The organism is Nonomuraea sp. NPDC049646 (assembly GCF_044465525.1).
GTDB lineage: Bacteria > Actinomycetota > Actinomycetes > Streptosporangiales > Streptosporangiaceae > Nonomuraea.
Window position 1 is genome coordinate 708,909 of the sequence record NZ_JBITLU010000002.1, and the last position, 16,776, is coordinate 725,684.

A 16,776-nucleotide genomic window follows, 5' to 3' on the forward strand; every position below is an offset into this window, starting at 1 on the left:
TCCGGTCGTCACAGCGCCGGCAGGCCGTGCGCCCTGCGGGCGGGGCCGGAGCGGCAGGCGCCGCTGATCGGGCAGCGCGGTTCGGTGACCAGCTCGACGCCGTCGGGCAGGCCGGACACCAGCGGCGTGCCGTCCTCGCCCCTGACGCGGATGCCGACCCTGGAGTCGCCCACCGGCATGCCCTTGATGGTCACCTCCCCGAACCCCTCGGGCAGCGCCGGGACCAGCCACAACTTCCCGTACGGCACCCACGGGTCCAGCCGCAGCAGCGTGCGCAGGAGCTGGATGGGCGCGGCGGCGGCCCACGCCTGCGGCGAGCACGACGTCGGGTACGGCACCGGCCGCCCGTACTCCTCCTTGCCGAACCCGCAGAACAGCTCCGGCAGCCGCCCCCCGAAGGCGTGCGCGGCCTCCAGCAGCCCGACGGCGATGCGCTGGGCCGCCTCGACGTGGCCGTAGCGCATCAGCCCGGCGGCGATGAGCGCGCTGTCGTGCGGCCACACCGAGCCGTTGTGGTAGCTCATCGGGTTGTAGGCCCCCATGGACGAGGCCAGCGTGCGCACCCCGAACCCGGTGAACATCTCGGGCGAGAGCAGGTGGCCGGCCACTTGCCGGGCCTTGTCCTCGTCGGCGATGCCGGCCCACAGGCAGTGGCCCATGTTGGAGCCGAGGCCGTCGATGGGCCGGCCGCGCCCGTCCAGGCCCATGGCGTAGTAGCCGGGGCCGGGCAGCCAGAACCGCTCGTTGAACGCCTCCCTGATCGCCCGCGCCCGCTGCACGTAGCGCCGCTCGGCGGCCTCGTCGCCCTGCTGGCAGGCGAAGTGGGCGCGGGCGAGGTAGGCGGCGTAGACGTAGCCCTGCACCTCGGCCAGGGCGATCGGCGGGCGGGCGATGGTGCCGTCGGCGAAGTTCACGCCGTCGAAGGAGTCCTTCCAGCCCTGGTTGACCAGGCCGCGGTCGGTCTTGCGCTGGTACCAGACGAAGCCGTCGCGGCTGGCGTACTCCTCGATCCAGGCCAGGGCGGCGTCGGCGTACGGCAGCAGCTCCTCGACCGCCTCGCGGTGGACGCCCCAGCGGCGCACCTCGCCCAGCAGCATGACGAACAGCGGGGTGGCGTCCACCGAGCCGTAGTAGGCCCGGCCGCCGTAGGGCGAGGAGCCGTCCTGGACGCCGAAGCGCAGCTCGTGCATGATCTTGCCGGGCTCCTCCTCCGACAGCGCGTCGACCTTGGTGCCCTGGAGCCGGGCCAGCCTGCGCAAGGTGCCGAGGGCGAGCGTCTGGTCCAGCGGCAGCGCCATCCAGGAGGTCAGCAGCGAGTCGCGGCCGAACAGCGTCATGAACCAGGGCGCGCCGGCGGCGATCGCGGGCGGCTCGTCGGGATGGTCGCGGTCGAACAGCCGCAGGCTGCCCAGGTCCTCGCGGGCGCGGGCCAGGGCCTCGACCAGGCCGGCGTTCGTGCTCTCCAGGACGGGCGTGCTGGCGGTCCACTCGGCCAGGCGGCGGGCCGGCTCGGCGTGGTGGGTGGGATGGGCGACCGGGAACCGGGCCGAGGACTCCTCGCCCTCGTGGACCGGCGTCACCAGCACGGTGGCGTGCCATTCGCCGCGGGCGGGCACCACGACGTCGAAGGTGAGCAGGCCCGGCGCGGTGACGACCGGCGTGCCGGGCGGTTCGACGGCGATCCTGGCGCCGCGGGCGCGGCTGGGCGAGTAGACCTCGATGCCGCGCTCGCCGGGGTTCATCTCGACGTCCTCGGCGGGCCAGCTCCGTTCGGACTTCACCTCGAACAGGTCGGCCAGGTCGGCGCCGGCCTGCACGCACACGACGCAGCCGGCGGCCTCCTCGGACATGTTGCGCAGCGTGAGGTCCTCGCGCAGCCCGCCGCCGACGTAGCGGTCGCGCACCACGAGCAGCGTGCTCTCCGCCCATCCGGGACGCGGCCGGGCCTTGCCGAGGAAGGTGGCGTGGTACGGCTCGCCCATGATGACCTGCAGCGGCTCGACGGGATGGTCGTCCACGCGCAGCATCCAGCGGGACAGCAGGCGGGTGTCGGCGTGGTAGACGCCCTGCGCGCCGCCGGGGACGATGTCGCCGCCGTGCTGGCACACGCAGAACGAGCCGCCCTCCACGAGCGTGACCGTGTCGCCCAGCGCGCCGGGTTGCCCCTCGAAGGTCCATGCGTTCACCGACGAACCCCCAGTCCTTCCCCGGTCCCGCGCCTTGCGGGGGCACGTCCCCGCACGTCAGGAGTGCTATCCGGAGGAAGGAGGGGGAATCCCATGACTGCCTAGATTCTTAACCCTTCATCCCGACATTTCGGTATCTGGGAGGGTTTCGGCCGGAGAGGGGGTTCCCTCTCCGGCCGGGGGCCTCAGGCGGCGGCCTTGGCGGCGAGCGCCACGGTCGCCTGGCGGGTGACCCCGCTGACGGTGACCGCGACCGTCACCTGTCCCGCCCGCAGGGCGGTGATCGTGCCGGTGCCCGGGTCGAGCACCGCCACGTGCCACGGCTTGGCCGTCTGGCGGGTGCCGACGTGCAGGTTGGGCGAGCCGGACCAGGTGACCGAGACCGGGTAGGCGGCCGGGACGGCCCGGTCGTCCTGCCGGATCGCCGCCGTGACCGGCGCGGGCGCGCCGACGGCGACGGTCGCGGGCGCGGTCAGCGTCAGCTCGTCCACGTGCGGCCGCACCTGCGTGCCGATCCAGTCGGGCGCGTCGGTGAACCAGTTGCGCCGGACGTGCTCGGCCTCGGCGGGCGTCACGGGGTCCACGCCCCACAGCGACCAGCCGGTGAAGCCGCCGTCCTCGGGGGCGGTGGCCGGGTTCTTGCCGGAGTTGCCGTTGATGAAGTACGGCACGGCGTCCACGCGCGAGGCGTTGAACGTGCCCACGTGCCCGCCGATGAAGGCCGCGCCCTTGCCGGTGTCGCGCTGGAAGCCGGCCAGCCAGCCCTCGATCAGCGCGGCCTCCTTCCGGTCGCCGAGCTGGCTGCCCTTGCCCGGCGTGGGGTCGCGCGGCGGCACGTGGAACAGCACGGCGACCGATCCGACAGAGGCGTCCTTCGCCGCCTTGTCGAGCTCGGAGCGGAGCATCGCGACCTGGTCGTAGCCGCCGCCGCGCAGGTTCAGGCGGGAGGTGTCCAGGGTGACGAAGCGGGTGCCCTTGTGGTCGAAGGTGCCGTACGTGTCGCCGAAGACGGCCTTGAAGTTGTCGATCTTGCCGCCCATGACCTCATGGTTGCCGGGGATGTAGTGATATTTCAGCTCTCCTCCCAGCTCCTCGTCGAGGATCTTCTTCGCCAGCGCGAAGTCCTCCGGCGACGCCTCGTCCACCAGGTCGCCGTTGATCAGCAGGAAGTCGGGCTTGGCGGCCTTGATCTCCTTGAGCGTGCGGCGGGCGTTCCTGACGATGTCGCTGTCGGGGTTCCTGGCCACGAACTGGGCGTCCGACATGACCGCGAACCGCCAGGGCGCCTTGGCCACGTCCGCCTTGACCACGGGGTCGGCGACCTTGGGCACGGCGGGCGCGGTGATCGACGGCGGCACCTTGGCCACCAGGCCGTCGATCATGATGTCGTTGGTGTACTTGGCGTCGGCCCTGGTCTCGGCCACGTAGAAGCGCCGGAGCTTGAGCGGGTAGTTGACCCCGGCGGGGACCGGGAACTCGACGTACTGCCAGCCGGTCCACGTCATGTACGGCCCGCGCAGGATCTGCGACTGGCCGAGCGCGTCGTAGAACTCCAGGCTGGGCCACTCCCCCTTGCCGGTGGAGTTGATCCACAGCCCGAACGCCTGCGGCTGCCCGTCCACCACGATCTGCTGCGGCGGGCTGGCGTACGCGGCCCGGGTGGCGGTCGAGGTGGTGAAGTCGTAGGACAGCTTGAGCCCGCCGCCGCTCTGGCCCGGCGCGGCCGACAGCGAGCCGGTGGCGCGGGCGGCGGCGAAGGTCCACTTGGCCGCGTCCTCGAAGTCGGCGACCGGCTTGGAGTCGAAGCCGACCGTCACCGGGACGGCCGTGGTGATCTTGCCGACCTTGGCGGTGATCAGGCCGGAGCCGGTGGCCTGCCGGGCCTTGACGGTGAAGTAGCCGTGCTCGGCCGGGGTGACCTCGAACAGGTTCCGGTCGTAGTCGAGCGTGAGGTCGTCCGGCTCGATGGGCGCGGAGTTGCCGTTGCGGTCGTAGCCGACGACGCCGAAGGCGGCGCTGCCGTCGGCGCCCGCGATGCCGAGCCGGTCGGCCGTGGCGCCGAGCCGCTGCAACGGCTGGAGCACGGTCAGGCCGATCGTGCCCTTGGCGCCGCCGCGCGCGGCGGTGACCGTGGTCTGGCCGGGCACCAGGGCGTGGAACCTGCCGTTCCTGATCACGCCGTGCACGGCCGGGTTGGCCCGCCAGGACGGCGTGCCGGCCGCGGGGCCGTACGTCTCGTCGTAGCCGGCCGCGGTCAGCCGCCTGGTCAGGCCGGGGAAGACGCGGTCGGGACGGCCGCCCGCGACCGGGCCGACGCCGGGCGCCTTGGCCGGGTCGCTCGCCGTCTCCAGCCAGAAGCCCTTGAGCTTGCCGCTGCCCTCGGGGGCGTACAGCGCCAGGCCGTTGGGCACGTGGCGCTCGCCGCCGTCGGAGGGGCTGTTCTCCACCTGCACCTCGGCCGAGCCGGGCTCGCGGGCCAGCAGGGTGGAGGAGCCGCCGCCGTCGAGGTTGAGCGCGTTGGCCGCGCCCAGGTCCACCATCATGGCGGCCAGCTCGTTGAGCGTGACGCCGCGGCTGTCGGCCTGGCGGCCGTCCACGGTCAGCAGGTACATCTTCCTGCCGTCGGCGGAGAAGCCCACGGCGGTGCGCGGGTGCGCGGCCGGGTCGGTGCTGTTCTGCACGACGCCGTCCTTGACCAGGACGTAGTTGCCGCCGACGGCCGCCTTGACGGCGGAGCCGTCCGACGCCTTCGGCTGGTACTTCACCTCCACGCGGTCGCCGGCCTTCAGTGCCGACAGGGCGGCGGCGCCGGCGTCCCGGCCGAGCAGGATCGTGGTGCCGGCCGGGATGGGCCCGGCGCCGGCGGCGTTGCGCACCTCGGTGACCACGCCGTCCACCAGCACGACCTCGGCGACCGTGGCGGCGCCCTCGACGGCGCGGGCCCGGTTGTAGGAGCCCCACAGCGGCGTGAACAGGCCGACGCCGCCGTTCTGCACCATCTGGTTGAACTGGGTGAGCGCGATCGGCGCGCCGCCGGAGGGCGTGGCGGTGCCCTCGAAGTACATCTTGAGCACCCGCCCGACGCCGTCGCCGGTGACGGCCACCGCGTTGTCGTGCCCGGCGGCCGGCGACTGGACCAGCGTGCCGTCCTGCACGCCGATGCCCTGGGCGGCGCCGGAGTTGTTGATGTCGAAGAAGTCGCCGTTGACCGCGGCGACCGCGCGGGAGCGCCCGGCGGGGCCGGACAGCGGCTCGGTCTTGGTCACCTCGCCGGAGAAGACGTAGTCGGCCCTGGGCCCGCCCTTGCCGCCGCCGAGGTCGGCGGTCAGCGCGTCGGCGCGCAGCCAGCCCAGCGCGTCGTAGGTGTCGAACGAGGTCAGCGAGAGGCCCGGCGCGACCGGCCGGGTCCTCTTGGCCGTCTCCAGCCGGGGCTGCCCGGCGGTGGCCTGGCTGATCAGCGTGGAGGGCGGCGGGTAGGAGGACGCCTTCAGCGCGTCCTCGGCGGGCGGGGCGGGGTCGGCCTGCGCGGGCGCGCTCAGGGCCACCGGCCCTAACACGAGCGCGGCGGCGGCCAGGAAACGGAGGGTCTGCACGACCGAACTCAATCGTTCGTGGATATAAGTTTCAAGACTTCGGAGTGAACTAAAAGAAAATTTCAGATCTTGTGGCGTCCCGGGCCACGCCCGACGATGGGACGCGTGGATCGACAGGCGCTCTACCGCGACCCGTACCCGCTCTACGCCCGCGCCCGCGCCGCCCCCGGCCTCACCTTCGTCGAGGAGCTGGACGCCTGGCTGGTGGCCCGGCACGACGACGTGCGCGAAGTGCTGTCCAGGCCGGACGACTTCTCCTCCCAGGGCGCCCTGCGGCCCGACGTGATCCCGAGCCCGCGGGCCTTCGCCGAGCTGGCCGGGGTGCCGGGCGGCGCGCCCGTGGTGCTGAGCAGCGACGGCGAGGCGCACCGGCGTTACCGCAGGCCGCTCACCCGCGGCCTGTCGCCCGCCCGGGTGGCGGCCGCCGTGCCGTTCGTCACCGCCACGGCCGCCGGCCTGGTCGCCGCGTTCGCCGAGGCGGGCGGGGGCGAGTGGATGTCCGGCTACGCCAGGCCGCTGCCCGCCGCCGTGATCGGCCACCTGCTGGGCCTGGACCCGGCCGACGTGCCCACCGCGATCAGGGGCGGCTTCCGGGCCGAGGACCTGCTGTTCACCCCGATGCCCGAGGACGAGCAGATCGCCGCCGCCCGCGACGTGGCCGAGCTGCGGCGCCTGCTGGCCGCCCACGCCGCCCGTTCAGGCGAATCCGGCGACCTGACCGGCGAGGTGGTGCGCGGTCTGGCGCCCGGCCCCGGCGAGCCGACGGCCGCCCAGCGCGACGAGATCGCCTCCAACGTCGAGAACGTCATGCTCGCCGGGCACCTCACCACGACCGCGCTGCTCGGCTCGGTCGTGCACCGCCTGCTGCGCGACCGCCGCCAGTGGGAGCTGCTGTGCGCGAGCCCGGCCGAGCTGATCCCGGCCGCGATCGAGGAGGCCGCCCGGTACGAGGCGCCCGTCCAGGGCTTCCGCCGCCGCGTCACCAGGCCGCTCACCCTGGCCGGCACGCCGTTGGAGGAGGGTTCGACGGTCTTCGTCTCCTTCGCCTCGGCCGGCCGCGACGAGGCGGTGCACGAGCGGCCCGACGTCTTCGACATCACCCGGCCGCGCGCCCGCCATCTGGCGTTCGGGCACGGCGTGCACGGCTGCCCCGGCGCGTTCCTGGCCCGCGAGCAGCTCCGGGTGACGCTGGAGCTGCTGGTGGCCGAGCTGCCCGGCCTCCGGCTGGCCCGCCCGGACGTCGTGATGGCCGCCACGCTCATCCACCGCGCGCCCGAGGAACTCCATCTGACCTGGTGAGCCGGGCCAGGGTCTCCTCGTAGGCCGGGTCGAGCCAGTAGTCGGAGTGCCAGCGCGCCTCGGGCAGCGGCTCGCCCGGCCCCGGCTGGAGCGGGTCCCAGCAGAACCGGTCGACGGTCTGCTCCCCCTCGCCCGCCGGACGCGGCCCGAACGGGTCGACCCGGCGGAAGACCGGCCCCCCGATGGGGTCGCTCAGCCGGTAGAGGTTCGTCCAGCGGACGGCGTCGCGCATCGCCGACAGGCCGGGGGTGCCGAAGTAGGCGGGGAAGAAGGCGGCGTACAGGCGGCGCAGCGGCGAGCCGTGGGTGAGCAGCCGGAGGCGGGGCCGCAGCTCGGGCCGTACCTGGAGGACGAGCGCGGCGGTGAGCACGCTGCCCTGGCTGTGCCCGGACAGCACCACCTCGTCGCCGGCGGTCCTGGTCAGGGTCTTGACCCGGGCCAGCAGCTCGGGGATCACCCGCTCGGTGTAGCAGGGCGGCGCCAGCGGGTGGATGGCCCTGGGCCAGAAGGTCGAGACGTCCCACAGGATGCCGACCGTGCGGCGCAGCCGCGTGTCGCTGTACGTCCGGCGGCCCAGCAGGACCAGGCCCACGACGATCGCCGTCATGGCCCAGCTCCCGATCGAGGCCAGCAGGCCGGCCAGCCCGCCCACCGGGGCGAACAGGTGGAACCGGTAGATCACGGTCACCGCGCCGGAACCGGCCACGCCGACGCCGGTGAGCACGGCCAGCACGAGCCCGGCGCGGTCGGTGAGCGCGGCCAGCGCCCACTTGCCGGCCACGTCCCGGTCGTAGGAACCGTAGTAGGGGGTCAGCTTCGGGGTGAGCGCGGCGGCGGCCGACCCGCGCGACAGCCACAGCTCGGCCGCCACGGCGACGAACCCGATCACCAGCAGCGGCACGAGCGCGGCCGTCCACCAGACCGGGTCGTCGAGGTAGAGGCGGCGGTCGACCGGCCCCGGCTCGGCGACCGAGGCGGGCACGCCGAAGAACGTGGCGGTCCAGAACAGCAGGCCGAGGGCGAGCACGTTGGCGCTGCCGGCCGCCACCATCAGCGTGAACCAGGCCGCCATGCCGCACATCGCCCGCCGCTCGATCGGGTCGCCGGTCTCGGCCGGCCGGTCCATGCGCGCCAGGACGAACGTCGCCACCAGGATGAACAGCCCGAGCCCGACAGTCAGCGCGAACTGGAACGCTCCAACGCCGATGCCGGGCAGTTGCCGCCCGGGCAGCGCGGGCGACATCCCGGCCAGGGCGGCGGCGATCGTGGACACGAACGTCAGCGGCCCGGCCACCCGCAGCACCCGGCACGCGCCGGTGAGCCAGGGCGGGACCGCCTCGCCGGGGGCCAGCCGCCTGGCGATGCCGGGCAGCGCCGCCAGCACGGCGGCGGCGACCTGGACGGCGGCGTTGGCGGCCGTGAGAGCCAGCCCCCGCGGGTCGCCCACGAACGGCGCCGACACCGCCAGGCCGATCGACCCCAGCGCGAAGGCGACGTGCACGGCCCGCAACCGCCATACGGGCGCGCCGCCGTGCCACAACCGCGGCCGGGCCAGCAACGGCCCGGGACGCGAGCCGCCGTCGTGCGGGACCCCGGTCTGCTCGTCGCGCTCCCAGGTGCGCCGCGCCAGCCACCACAGCAGCACGACCACCGCGAACGGCGCCAGCGCGGCGACCGCCAGCCGCCGCGACGGCTCGGCGCCCCACAGCTCGCTCATCCAGTGGACCCAGGCTGGCGCGCTCTCGCGGGCGCAGGCCCGGCCGGCCGCGGTGCACTGCCAGCCGACGAGGTCGACGCTGGCCCGGGTGACCGCGCCCACGAGGGTGCCGGTGAGCAGCAGCGCGAACAGCCGCTGCGCGGCCTCGGCCACGTGCCGCAGGCGGGCGCCGGCCGGTGGCCTGGGGAGCATGAAGTAGGACAGGTTGGCCAGGGAGAAGGGCAGCAGGAGCAGCCAGAGGGCGATGGTCCTGCCGCCGGAGGTGAGGCCGCCCCAGGCGTAGGCCTCGCGATGGCGGACGCCGGGCACGTCGTCCTGCTCGCCGTCGGGGCGTCCGCCGGGCCACCAGCGGCGGTAGAAGCCGGTGGTGGCGTCGCCGGCGATCTGGCGGGGGTGGGGATGGTTGAGGATGCTCGCCGGCGGGGTGCCGGAGACGCCGTGCACACGTAGTTCGGTCATGCCTCCGCAGGTGGGGTCCAGGAATCCGTCCATGAGCCCAGGATCACGCAAAGTCACCGATTACGCAAAGTAATGGCATGGTCACTGAATCAGCGTCCGGGCGTGCGCCTGGCCGGGCCCGTGTTCCGCCGCCCGGCGCGGCGTCCTCGCATGGGCCGCCGCCGGGCGGGCACCATGATCTACGTGACCGCGATCGGCGACGGCGAGGCGCGGGCCCACTGGATCGACAGGGAGACGGTCGTCTGGACGGTGGATCCGTCGCTGACGCACGCGCTGGCCTTCGCCCCGGCCGGCGGCATCGCCTGCCACGACGGCCGCCTGACCGGCCATGCCGTGACCGTCCCGCTCGCGCCGGGCGAGCTGGACGACGCGCGGCGGCGGGCGTGGCCGCACCTGGCCGGCGGCACCGCGCTCAAGCTGCGCCGCGAGGACGCCGGGCGGGTGAAGGAGGCGCTGCGCGGCCAGGTGGTGGCCGTGGCCCGCGACGGCTCGGGCGCGGTGGCCGCGGCGACCGGCGTGCAGATCCCGGGCGTGCTCGACGACGTCTACGCCGGGGCCGTGCGCGCCGGGCTCGGGCCGTCGGGACGGCTGCTGCCCCGGCTGGCCCTGTGGGCCCCCACCGCACGGCGGGTGGAGCTGGCGCTCGGCGGCCGCCGGCACGCGATGCGGCTGGACGAGGAGACCGGCGTGTGGTCGATCCGCGGCCTGCCCACCTGGTACGGCAAGGACTACACCTACCGCGTCACCGTCTACTCCCCCGCCGCGGGCCGCGTCGTCACCAGCGAGGTCACCGACCCCTACAGCCTGGCCACCGCGCCCGACGGGGTGCGCAGCAGGCTGGTGAGCCTGGACGACCCCGCGCTCAAGCCGCCCGGCTGGGACCGCCTGGCCAAGCCCGTCCCGGTGCCGCTGGACCGGGCGGTGATCTACGAGCTGCACGTGCGCGACTTCTCCGCCTCCGACGCCACCGTGCCCGAGGAGCTGCGCGGCACGTACGCGGCCTTCGGCCACGACGGCGACGGCATGCGCGAGCTGCGCGCGCTGGCCGCGGACGGCCTCACCCACGTGCACCTGCTGCCGGTGTTCGACCTGGCCACGATCCCCGAGCGCCGGTCGGACCGGACCGAGCCCGGCTGCGACCTCGCCGCCCTGCCGCCCGACTCCGAGCGGCAGCAGGAGATCGTGGCGCTCACCGCCGACCGCGACTCCTTCAACTGGGGCTACGACCCGCAGCACTACACCGTGCCCGAGGGCTCGTACGCGACCGACCCGGACGAGCGGATCAGGGAGTTCCGCGCGATGGTCGCCGCGCTGAACGAGGCCGGGCTGCGCGTGGTCATGGACGTGGTCTACAACCACGCCCATTCGGCGGACGTGCTGGACCCGATCGTGCCCGGCTACTACCACCGCCTGCTGGAGGACGGCTCCCTGGCCACCTCCACCTGCTGCGCCAACACCGCGCCCGAGCACGCCATGATGGGCCGGCTGGTGGTCGACTCGGTGCGCACCTGGGCCAGGCAGTACAAGGTGGACGGCTTCCGCTTCGACCTCATGGGCCACCACCCGAAGGCCAACATCCTGGCCGTACGAGCCGCGCTCGACGCGCTCACCCCCGAGCGCGACGGCGTGGACGGCCGCTCGATCATCCTGTACGGCGAGGGCTGGAGCTTCGGCGAGGTGGCCGGGGACGCCAGGTTCGAGCAGGCCACGCAGGCCAACATGGCCGGCACCGGCATCGGCACGTTCGACGACCGGCTGCGGGACGCGGTGCGCGGCGGCGGCCCTTTCGACGCCGACCCGCGCGTGCAGGGGTACGGCTCCGGCCTGGCCGGCGCGCCCAACGGCGCGCCCGCCAACGGCTCGGAGGAGCAGCAGCGCGAGCGCCTGCGCCACTGCACCGAGCTGGTCATGCTGGGCCTGACCGGCGGCCTGCGCGACTACGTGCTGCCCTCGGGCCGCGCGGGCTCGCAGGTCGGCCACAACGGCGCCGCCGCCGGTTACGCCGCCCGGCCGGACGACGTCGTGTCTTACGTGGACGCGCACGACAACGAGACGCTGTTCGACGCGCTGGTCTACAAGCTGCCCGCGGGCACGCCGATGGCCGACCGGGTGCGCATGCAGGTGCTGTCGCTGGCCACGGTGCTGCTGGGGCAGGGGGCGGCGTTCGTGCACGCGGGCAGCGAGCGGCTGCGCTCGAAGTCGCTCGACCGCAACTCCTACGACTCCGGCGACTGGTTCAACCGGCTGCTGTGGGACTGCTCGGCGGGCAACGGGTTCGGCGCGGGCCTGCCGCCGCGGGCGGACAACGAGGCGGCCTGGCCCTACGCCCGGCCGCTGCTGGCCGACCCGGCCCTGCGTCCGGGCTGCGCGGAGATCGGGGCGGCGCGGGCGGCGTTCGGGGAGCTGCTGCGGATCAGGGCCTCGACCCCGGCGTTCGCGCTGGGCACGGCGGAGGAGGTGCGGCGGCGGCTGTCGTTCCCGGCCGGCGGCGAGGGCGTGATCGTGATGCGGGTGGACACCGCGGGGCTGGACCCGCGCTGGGACGCGGTGGTCGTGGTGCTCAACCCCACCCCGTCGCCCTGCACGCGGGCGCCGGGGGTGCCGCCGGGCCGCCGGGTGGCGCTGCACCCGGTGCAGGCGGCGTCGGCGGACGAGGTGGTCAGGCGGTCGTCCTACGACCCGGCGGCCGGCACGCTGACGGTTCCGGCCCGTACGGCCGCAGTTTTCGTCATAAATGCCGAAAATTCCTCATAAATTAAATTCTTTGGTGCCATAACCATGAATAGCGGTTGAGGAATGATCGCATCGCCTGAGGGAACCATTCCTGTGGAAGATGCCCGATCACTGGCTTTGACGCGCCCGACAGCGCAAACTGGCTGGACGGCGATCGCGTGGAGCATGGAGCACCCCGTGGACAATCACCTTGATCACATGCCGGTCCTGTCCCGCGGCAGGCATCGCAACCCGAAGCGCGGCGCCTGTTTCATGGAACTGGCGTCCTACCTGGCCGGCGAGCGGTGGAGCGACCACCCGGCCTGCACCCATCCGCTGCTGGCCGCACTCGCCCGCCTGGTCAACGACAACACCGGCGACGAGAGCCGCGCCCAGCTGGTCGGGCTCGTGCCGTCCATCATCGGGCTGGCCGGCGACGACCTGCGGATCGACGCGCACATCGCGCTGCGCTGCGCGACCACGGCCCTGCCCGTCGCCGCCGCCGAGCGCCAGCTCGCGCTCGCGGTGTCGGTGCTGGCGGCCGAGGAGATGCTGGCCAGGCTCGACGGCGCGCCGTCCGGCCGGTTGAGCGAGCTGAGCCGCCACGCGATGGAGCAGGTGCCGCACGCGGCCGAGCAGGCCAGGCGCTTCAGCCGGGCCGCCAAGATCACCGAGAAGGGCTTCCGCCGGTACGCGGCGCCCAACGCGGTGCAGCTCGCCGTGGTCGGCATCGTCCAGGCGTGCATCAAGGACCCCGACGCGCTGCTGCGCAGGCTGCTGGAGGACGCGATCGCCGACTGCGACGCGATCGTCAACGGCCCGAAGGCCGCCCGGTCCAGCGCCGCTCAGCCCGGTTCGGCTCAGCCCGATCCCGCTGAGCCGGCTCCCGCCAGCCCGGCGCACGCCTGACCTCGTCCGCGTCCCTCCGGCTCCCGCGCGCCGCGGGAGCCGGGGGGACGTTCGCGTTTCCGTCCCCGGGCACGTGATCGTGCGTGCACGATCGGTGACGCAGCGGGAAAATCGCAGATCAGGCTAGCCTCTCCTTCGTTGCGGATCATCCCGGAAGGGCCTAGATTCCCGGACGAACTGCCAATACGGGGAGGATTGTCATGACCATCGAGCTTGCCCGGCCCTACTCTCCCGAGAAGCACCACAGCCACCGTGACGTCACCGGCGGCTGGTTGCGTCCGGCGGTGTTCGGGGCGATGGACGGGCTGGTCTCCAACGTGGCGCTCATCGCCGGCGTCGTGGGCGCCGCGGGCGCCGGGCGCGGCGCGGTGCTCGCCGGGTTCGCCGGGCTCGTCGCCGGGGCGTGCTCGATGGCGGCGGGCGAGTACACGTCGGTGCGCTCCCAGACCGAGCTGATGCGGGCCGAGATCGCCGTGGAGCGGCGCGAGCTGGCCCGCAACCCCGACGGCGAGCGGGCCGAGCTGGCCGCCCTCTACCGGTCGCGCGGCCTGGACGCCGACCTCGCCCGCCGGGTCGCCGAAGGGCTGTCGGCCGACCCGGAGCAGGCGTTGCGCGTGCACGTGCGCGAGGAGCTGGGCGTCGACCCCGACGACCTGCCCTCGCCCTACCTGGCGGCCGGCTCGTCGTTCCTCGCCTTCGCCGCGGGGGCGCTGGTGCCGCTGGCGCCGTTCCTGTTCGGGGCGTCGGGGCTGTTCCCGGCGCTGGCGCTGAGCATGGTGGCGCTGTTCGGGTTCGGCGCGGCGGTGGCCGTGATGACCGCGCGGCCGTGGTGGCTGGGCGGGCTGCGCCAGCTCGGGCTGGGCGCGGGCGCCGCCGCCGTCACCTTCGGCCTCGGGCACCTGCTCGGCGTCGCCGTCTCCTGACGCGGCCGCTCACGGCCTGGCCGTCGAGAGGCCGCTCAGGGGCGGCCGGCGACGGCCAGGTTGACGCCGAGGCCGATGAGCGCGGCGCCGGTCAGGCCGTCCACGGCCTTGCGCACGCCGGGCCGGGCGAACACCCGGCGCAGCGTGCTCACCACGTTCGCCACCGTGAGGAACCAGACCATCGTGCCGGCCAGCGCGACCGCCGACAGCAGCAACGTGTCGCCGAACGCGGCCTCCTCGCTGAGGAAATGCGGCACCAGGGCCACGAAGAACAGCGCGGCCTTGGGGTTGAGCACGTTGGTCAGCAGCCCTTCGGTGAAGGCCGCCCACGGGCCGCGGCTCGCGGGCGCGGGCAGGCCGAGGTCGAGCGGGCCGCCCTTGCGCAGGGCCGCGCGCAGCGCCTTGACCCCCAGGTAGAGCAGGTAGGCGGCGCCGACGACCTTGACCACGGTGAAGGCCATGGCCGAGGCCGCCAGCAGCGCGGCCACGCCGGTGCCGGCGGCCACCACCCACACGGCCACGCCCAGGGCGATCCCGGCCGCCGCGGCCATGCCGTGCCCGCGGCCGGACAGCGCCGAGCGGCGGACCACGACCGCGAAGTCGGGGCCGGGCGACATGGCCCCGAGCATCACCAGGGCGCCGAATCCCACGAACTGCGTCAAGGAGGTCATCATGGCGTCCACCTTACGAGGACCCGGCCCTCGGGGATCAAGGTGGACAGCTCCCACGTCCAGCTCGGCACGGTGATCATCTCGGCCGGGTGGTCGAGCGGGACGGGCGTGTCCAGCAGGACGGAGTGCGGCGTGAGCGGCAGCCCGCCGCCGGGGACGACGACGCTCACCAGCGGGGTGCGCAGGCTGGGCCCGTCGGGCTCGTCCAGGTCGCTGGACACCCAGGCGGGCTCGCCGGCGAAGAACGTGCACACCAGCGCCCCCGCCGGCGCCGCGCCGGAGTGGCGAAGGGCGCCGGCGGGCAGCCAGGCGTGCTCCCCCGGCAGGTACGCCACCCCCGACACCCGAAGCTCGCCCTCCAGCAGCACGAACTCCTCCCCCGCCAGGTAGTGGCCGCGGCCGGGACGGCTCCACCGGGGCGGGAAGCGGACCAGCGACGTGCCGCCGCCCAGCGGGACGACCCGTACCGGCAGGTTGGAGCCGGGCAGCAGCGCCTCGTGGCCGGGCAGCCCCGCGTCGAGCAGATCGATGAGCACGTCAGATGATGTGCCCCCGTTACCTCCTGTGACGCCACTTCTTGAAGATGGTCCGGATCGTCAGCACCAGGGCGAGGCCGACGAGCTGGCCGCCGAGCACGATCCGGTTGACGTCGACGGCCGGACGCCACTGCACGTCGCCGTCCTTGACCACGAAGACCCCGGCGGGGGTGGCGCTGTAGCCGAAGCCGCCACCGCCGCCGCTGCCGAGTTCCTCCCCCTTCTCGTCCCGGCCCTGCCCCTGACCGGCCCCGCCGCCCTGGGCGACCCGGGCGACGGGGATGACCAGGACGTCGCCGTGGTGGATCGGCTCACCGAAGACGCGCCTGACGGTGACGGCGTCCTTCGACTGCTCCAGCAGCTCCTTGATGTCCATGGGCCCATCGTTCACCCGGATCGGCCGCTAGTCGAACGTGGTGGAGATCTCGTGCCAGCCGCCCGGCGGGATCTTCTCCGCCGGTTCCGGCCCCCAGGTGCCCTTCTCGTACGGCAGCGGCTGGTCGGGCAGGTCGAGCAGCCGGCCGACGATCCGCCACGACTCCTCCACCAGGTCGAACCGGGCGAACCGCCGCGGGTCGCCGCTGACGGCGTCGGTCAGGATGCGCTCGTAGGCGGCCTCCATCGGCCCGAGCACCTTGGTGAAGTCGACGCTCACCGGCACCGGGATCGTCCGCTGCCGGCCCGGCTCCTTGGCCAGGACGTCGAAGGTCACCCCGGCGTCGGGCTGCAGCCGGAACCTGATGAGGTTGGGCCCCGGCGGCACGTCGCCGCCGCGGAACATCGTCACCGGCGGCTTGCGCAGCTCGGCCACGATCTCCAGGTCGGTGGTGGGCAGCGCCTTGCCCGAACGGATGCACCAGGGCACGCCCGCCCAGCGCCAGCTGTCGATGTAGAGCCGCATGGCGACGAACGTCTCGGTGGTGGAGCCGGGCCGCACGCCGGGGGTGTCGAGGTAGCCGTCGTACTGGCCGCGCACGACGTGGGCCGGGTCGACGGCCTGGACGGCGCGCAGCACCCGCCACTTCTCGTCGAGCTGGGCGCGGGCGTCCATCGACGGCGGCGGGTCCATCGCCAGGATGGCCAGCAGTTGCAGCAGGTGGTTCTGGACCACGTCGCGGACCGTGCCGTTGGCGTCGTAGAAGCCGCCGCGGTCGGCGACGTCGAAGTCCTCGGCCATGGTGATCTGCACGCTGCGCACGAAGTTCCGGTTCCACAGCGGTTCGAGCAGCATGTTGGCGAACCGGAACACCATGAGGTCCTCGACCGGCTCCTTGCCCAGGAAGTGGTCGACCCGCCGCAGGTGGTCCTCGTCGAAGTACTTCAGCAGCTCGTCGTTGAGCCTGCGCGCGGAGTCGAGGTCGTGCCCGAACGGCTTCTCCACCACGAGCCTGGCCTCGTGGTTGAGCCCGGCGCCGGCCAGCCCCTCGGCGACGACGGAGAACAGCGCGGGCGGCACCGCCAGGTAGTGGACGAGGAACCCCTTGCCCTCGACCTCCTCCCGCAACCTGGCGAACGTGTCGGGGTCGCGGTAGTCGCCGGCCACCAGCCGCAGGTTGCCGGCCAGCTTCTCGAACGCCGCGTCCTGGACGCCGCCGCACGCCTCGCGGGCGTGCTCGCGCAGCGCGTCGAGGTCCATGTCGGTCTTGGCGACGCCGATGATCGGCAGGTCGAGCCTGCCGTCGGCGGTCAGGTGGTAGAGCGCGGGGAGCAGCATCTTGCGCGCGAGGTCCCCCGTGACGCCGAACAGGACCAGCGCGCCCGCCCGCCCCAT

At 73.9% G+C, this 16,776-nt stretch carries 11 protein-coding genes; 4 read left to right on the forward strand and 7 right to left on the reverse strand.

Annotated elements, in window-relative coordinates:
* Positions 1 to 8: 8 nt before the first annotated feature.
* Both ACIBQ8_RS08150 and ACIBQ8_RS08155 read right to left on the reverse strand, forming a co-directional pair.
* Entirely contained in the window at positions 9 to 2,186 is a 2,178-nt protein-coding gene (locus ACIBQ8_RS08150; protein ID WP_397191530.1) for a glycogen debranching N-terminal domain-containing protein, read from the reverse strand.
* 185 nt (positions 2,187 to 2,371) lie between these two features.
* On the reverse strand, positions 2,372 to 5,779 hold the full coding sequence (locus ACIBQ8_RS08155; protein WP_397191531.1) for a phosphodiester glycosidase family protein: 3,408 nt from the start codon (positions 5,777 to 5,779) through the stop codon (positions 2,372 to 2,374).
* Between the two features lie 105 nt (positions 5,780 to 5,884).
* Here ACIBQ8_RS08155 and ACIBQ8_RS08160 point away from each other — a divergent pair, with 105 nt between their 5' ends.
* Positions 5,885 to 7,078 (forward strand): cytochrome P450, encoded by a 1,194-nt coding sequence (locus ACIBQ8_RS08160; RefSeq protein ID WP_397191532.1) that lies wholly within the window; start codon positions 5,885 to 5,887, stop codon positions 7,076 to 7,078.
* Here the strand turns inward: ACIBQ8_RS08160 and ACIBQ8_RS08165 are convergent.
* Positions 7,038 to 9,254: a hypothetical protein gene (locus ACIBQ8_RS08165; protein ID WP_397191533.1), complete on the reverse strand. Its 2,217-nt coding sequence runs from the start codon at positions 9,252 to 9,254 to the stop codon at positions 7,038 to 7,040. The two genes, ACIBQ8_RS08160 and ACIBQ8_RS08165, sit on opposite strands and share 41 nt — an antisense overlap.
* Positions 9,255 to 9,356: 102 nt before the next feature.
* On the opposite strand from ACIBQ8_RS08165, the gene pulA reads away from it, so the two are divergent.
* The 3 genes from pulA (at position 9,357) to ACIBQ8_RS08180 (ending at position 13,798) form a co-directional block, all read left to right on the forward strand.
* Positions 9,357 to 12,008 carry a pullulanase-type alpha-1,6-glucosidase gene (gene pulA / locus ACIBQ8_RS08170; RefSeq protein WP_397191534.1) on the forward strand — a complete coding sequence of 884 codons (2,652 nt, stop codon included), beginning with the start codon at positions 9,357 to 9,359 and terminating at the stop codon, positions 12,006 to 12,008.
* 156 nt (positions 12,009 to 12,164) lie between these two features.
* A complete protein-coding gene (locus tag ACIBQ8_RS08175; RefSeq protein WP_397173789.1) occupies positions 12,165 to 12,875 on the forward strand; it encodes a hypothetical protein in 711 nt (236 codons plus the stop codon).
* 200 nt (positions 12,876 to 13,075) lie between these two features.
* Positions 13,076 to 13,798 (forward strand): VIT1/CCC1 transporter family protein, encoded by a 723-nt coding sequence (locus ACIBQ8_RS08180; RefSeq protein ID WP_397173787.1) that lies wholly within the window; start codon positions 13,076 to 13,078, stop codon positions 13,796 to 13,798.
* Between the two features lie 35 nt (positions 13,799 to 13,833).
* Here ACIBQ8_RS08180 and ACIBQ8_RS08185 read toward each other — a convergent pair whose 3' ends face one another.
* From ACIBQ8_RS08185 to zwf, 4 genes are read right to left on the reverse strand one after another with little or no spacing between them, the layout of a single operon-like run.
* Positions 13,834 to 14,472 carry a LysE family translocator gene (locus ACIBQ8_RS08185; protein WP_397191535.1) on the reverse strand — a complete coding sequence of 213 codons (639 nt, stop codon included), beginning with the start codon at positions 14,470 to 14,472 and terminating at the stop codon, positions 13,834 to 13,836.
* The gene (locus ACIBQ8_RS08190) at positions 14,469 to 15,005 is read right to left on the reverse strand and encodes a hypothetical protein (RefSeq protein ID WP_397173785.1); all 537 of its coding nucleotides are present in this window, start codon (positions 15,003 to 15,005) and stop codon (positions 14,469 to 14,471) included. The genes ACIBQ8_RS08185 and ACIBQ8_RS08190 overlap by 4 nt, the downstream gene beginning before the upstream one ends.
* Before the next feature lie 19 nt (positions 15,006 to 15,024).
* Positions 15,025 to 15,381: a GerW family sporulation protein gene (locus ACIBQ8_RS08195; RefSeq protein ID WP_397191536.1), complete on the reverse strand. Its 357-nt coding sequence runs from the start codon at positions 15,379 to 15,381 to the stop codon at positions 15,025 to 15,027.
* 27 nt (positions 15,382 to 15,408) lie between these two features.
* A complete protein-coding gene (gene zwf, locus ACIBQ8_RS08200) occupies positions 15,409 to 16,776 on the reverse strand; it encodes a glucose-6-phosphate dehydrogenase (protein WP_397191537.1) in 1,368 nt (455 codons plus the stop codon).

Coding starts and splice junctions, on each gene's coding strand:
- ACIBQ8_RS08165 (WP_397191533.1), bottom strand. CDS start 9,254: ATGACCGAACTACGTGTGCACGGCGTCTCCGGCACCCCGCCGGCGAGC.
- ACIBQ8_RS08180 (WP_397173787.1), top strand. CDS start 13,076: ATGACCATCGAGCTTGCCCGGCCCTACTCTCCCGAGAAGCACCACAGC.
- ACIBQ8_RS08185 (WP_397191535.1), bottom strand. CDS start 14,472: ATGATGACCTCCTTGACGCAGTTCGTGGGATTCGGCGCCCTGGTGATG.
- ACIBQ8_RS08195 (WP_397191536.1), bottom strand. CDS start 15,381: ATGGACATCAAGGAGCTGCTGGAGCAGTCGAAGGACGCCGTCACCGTC.
- zwf (WP_397191537.1), bottom strand. CDS start 16,776: ATGGGGCGGGCGGGCGCGCTGGTCCTGTTCGGCGTCACGGGGGACCTC.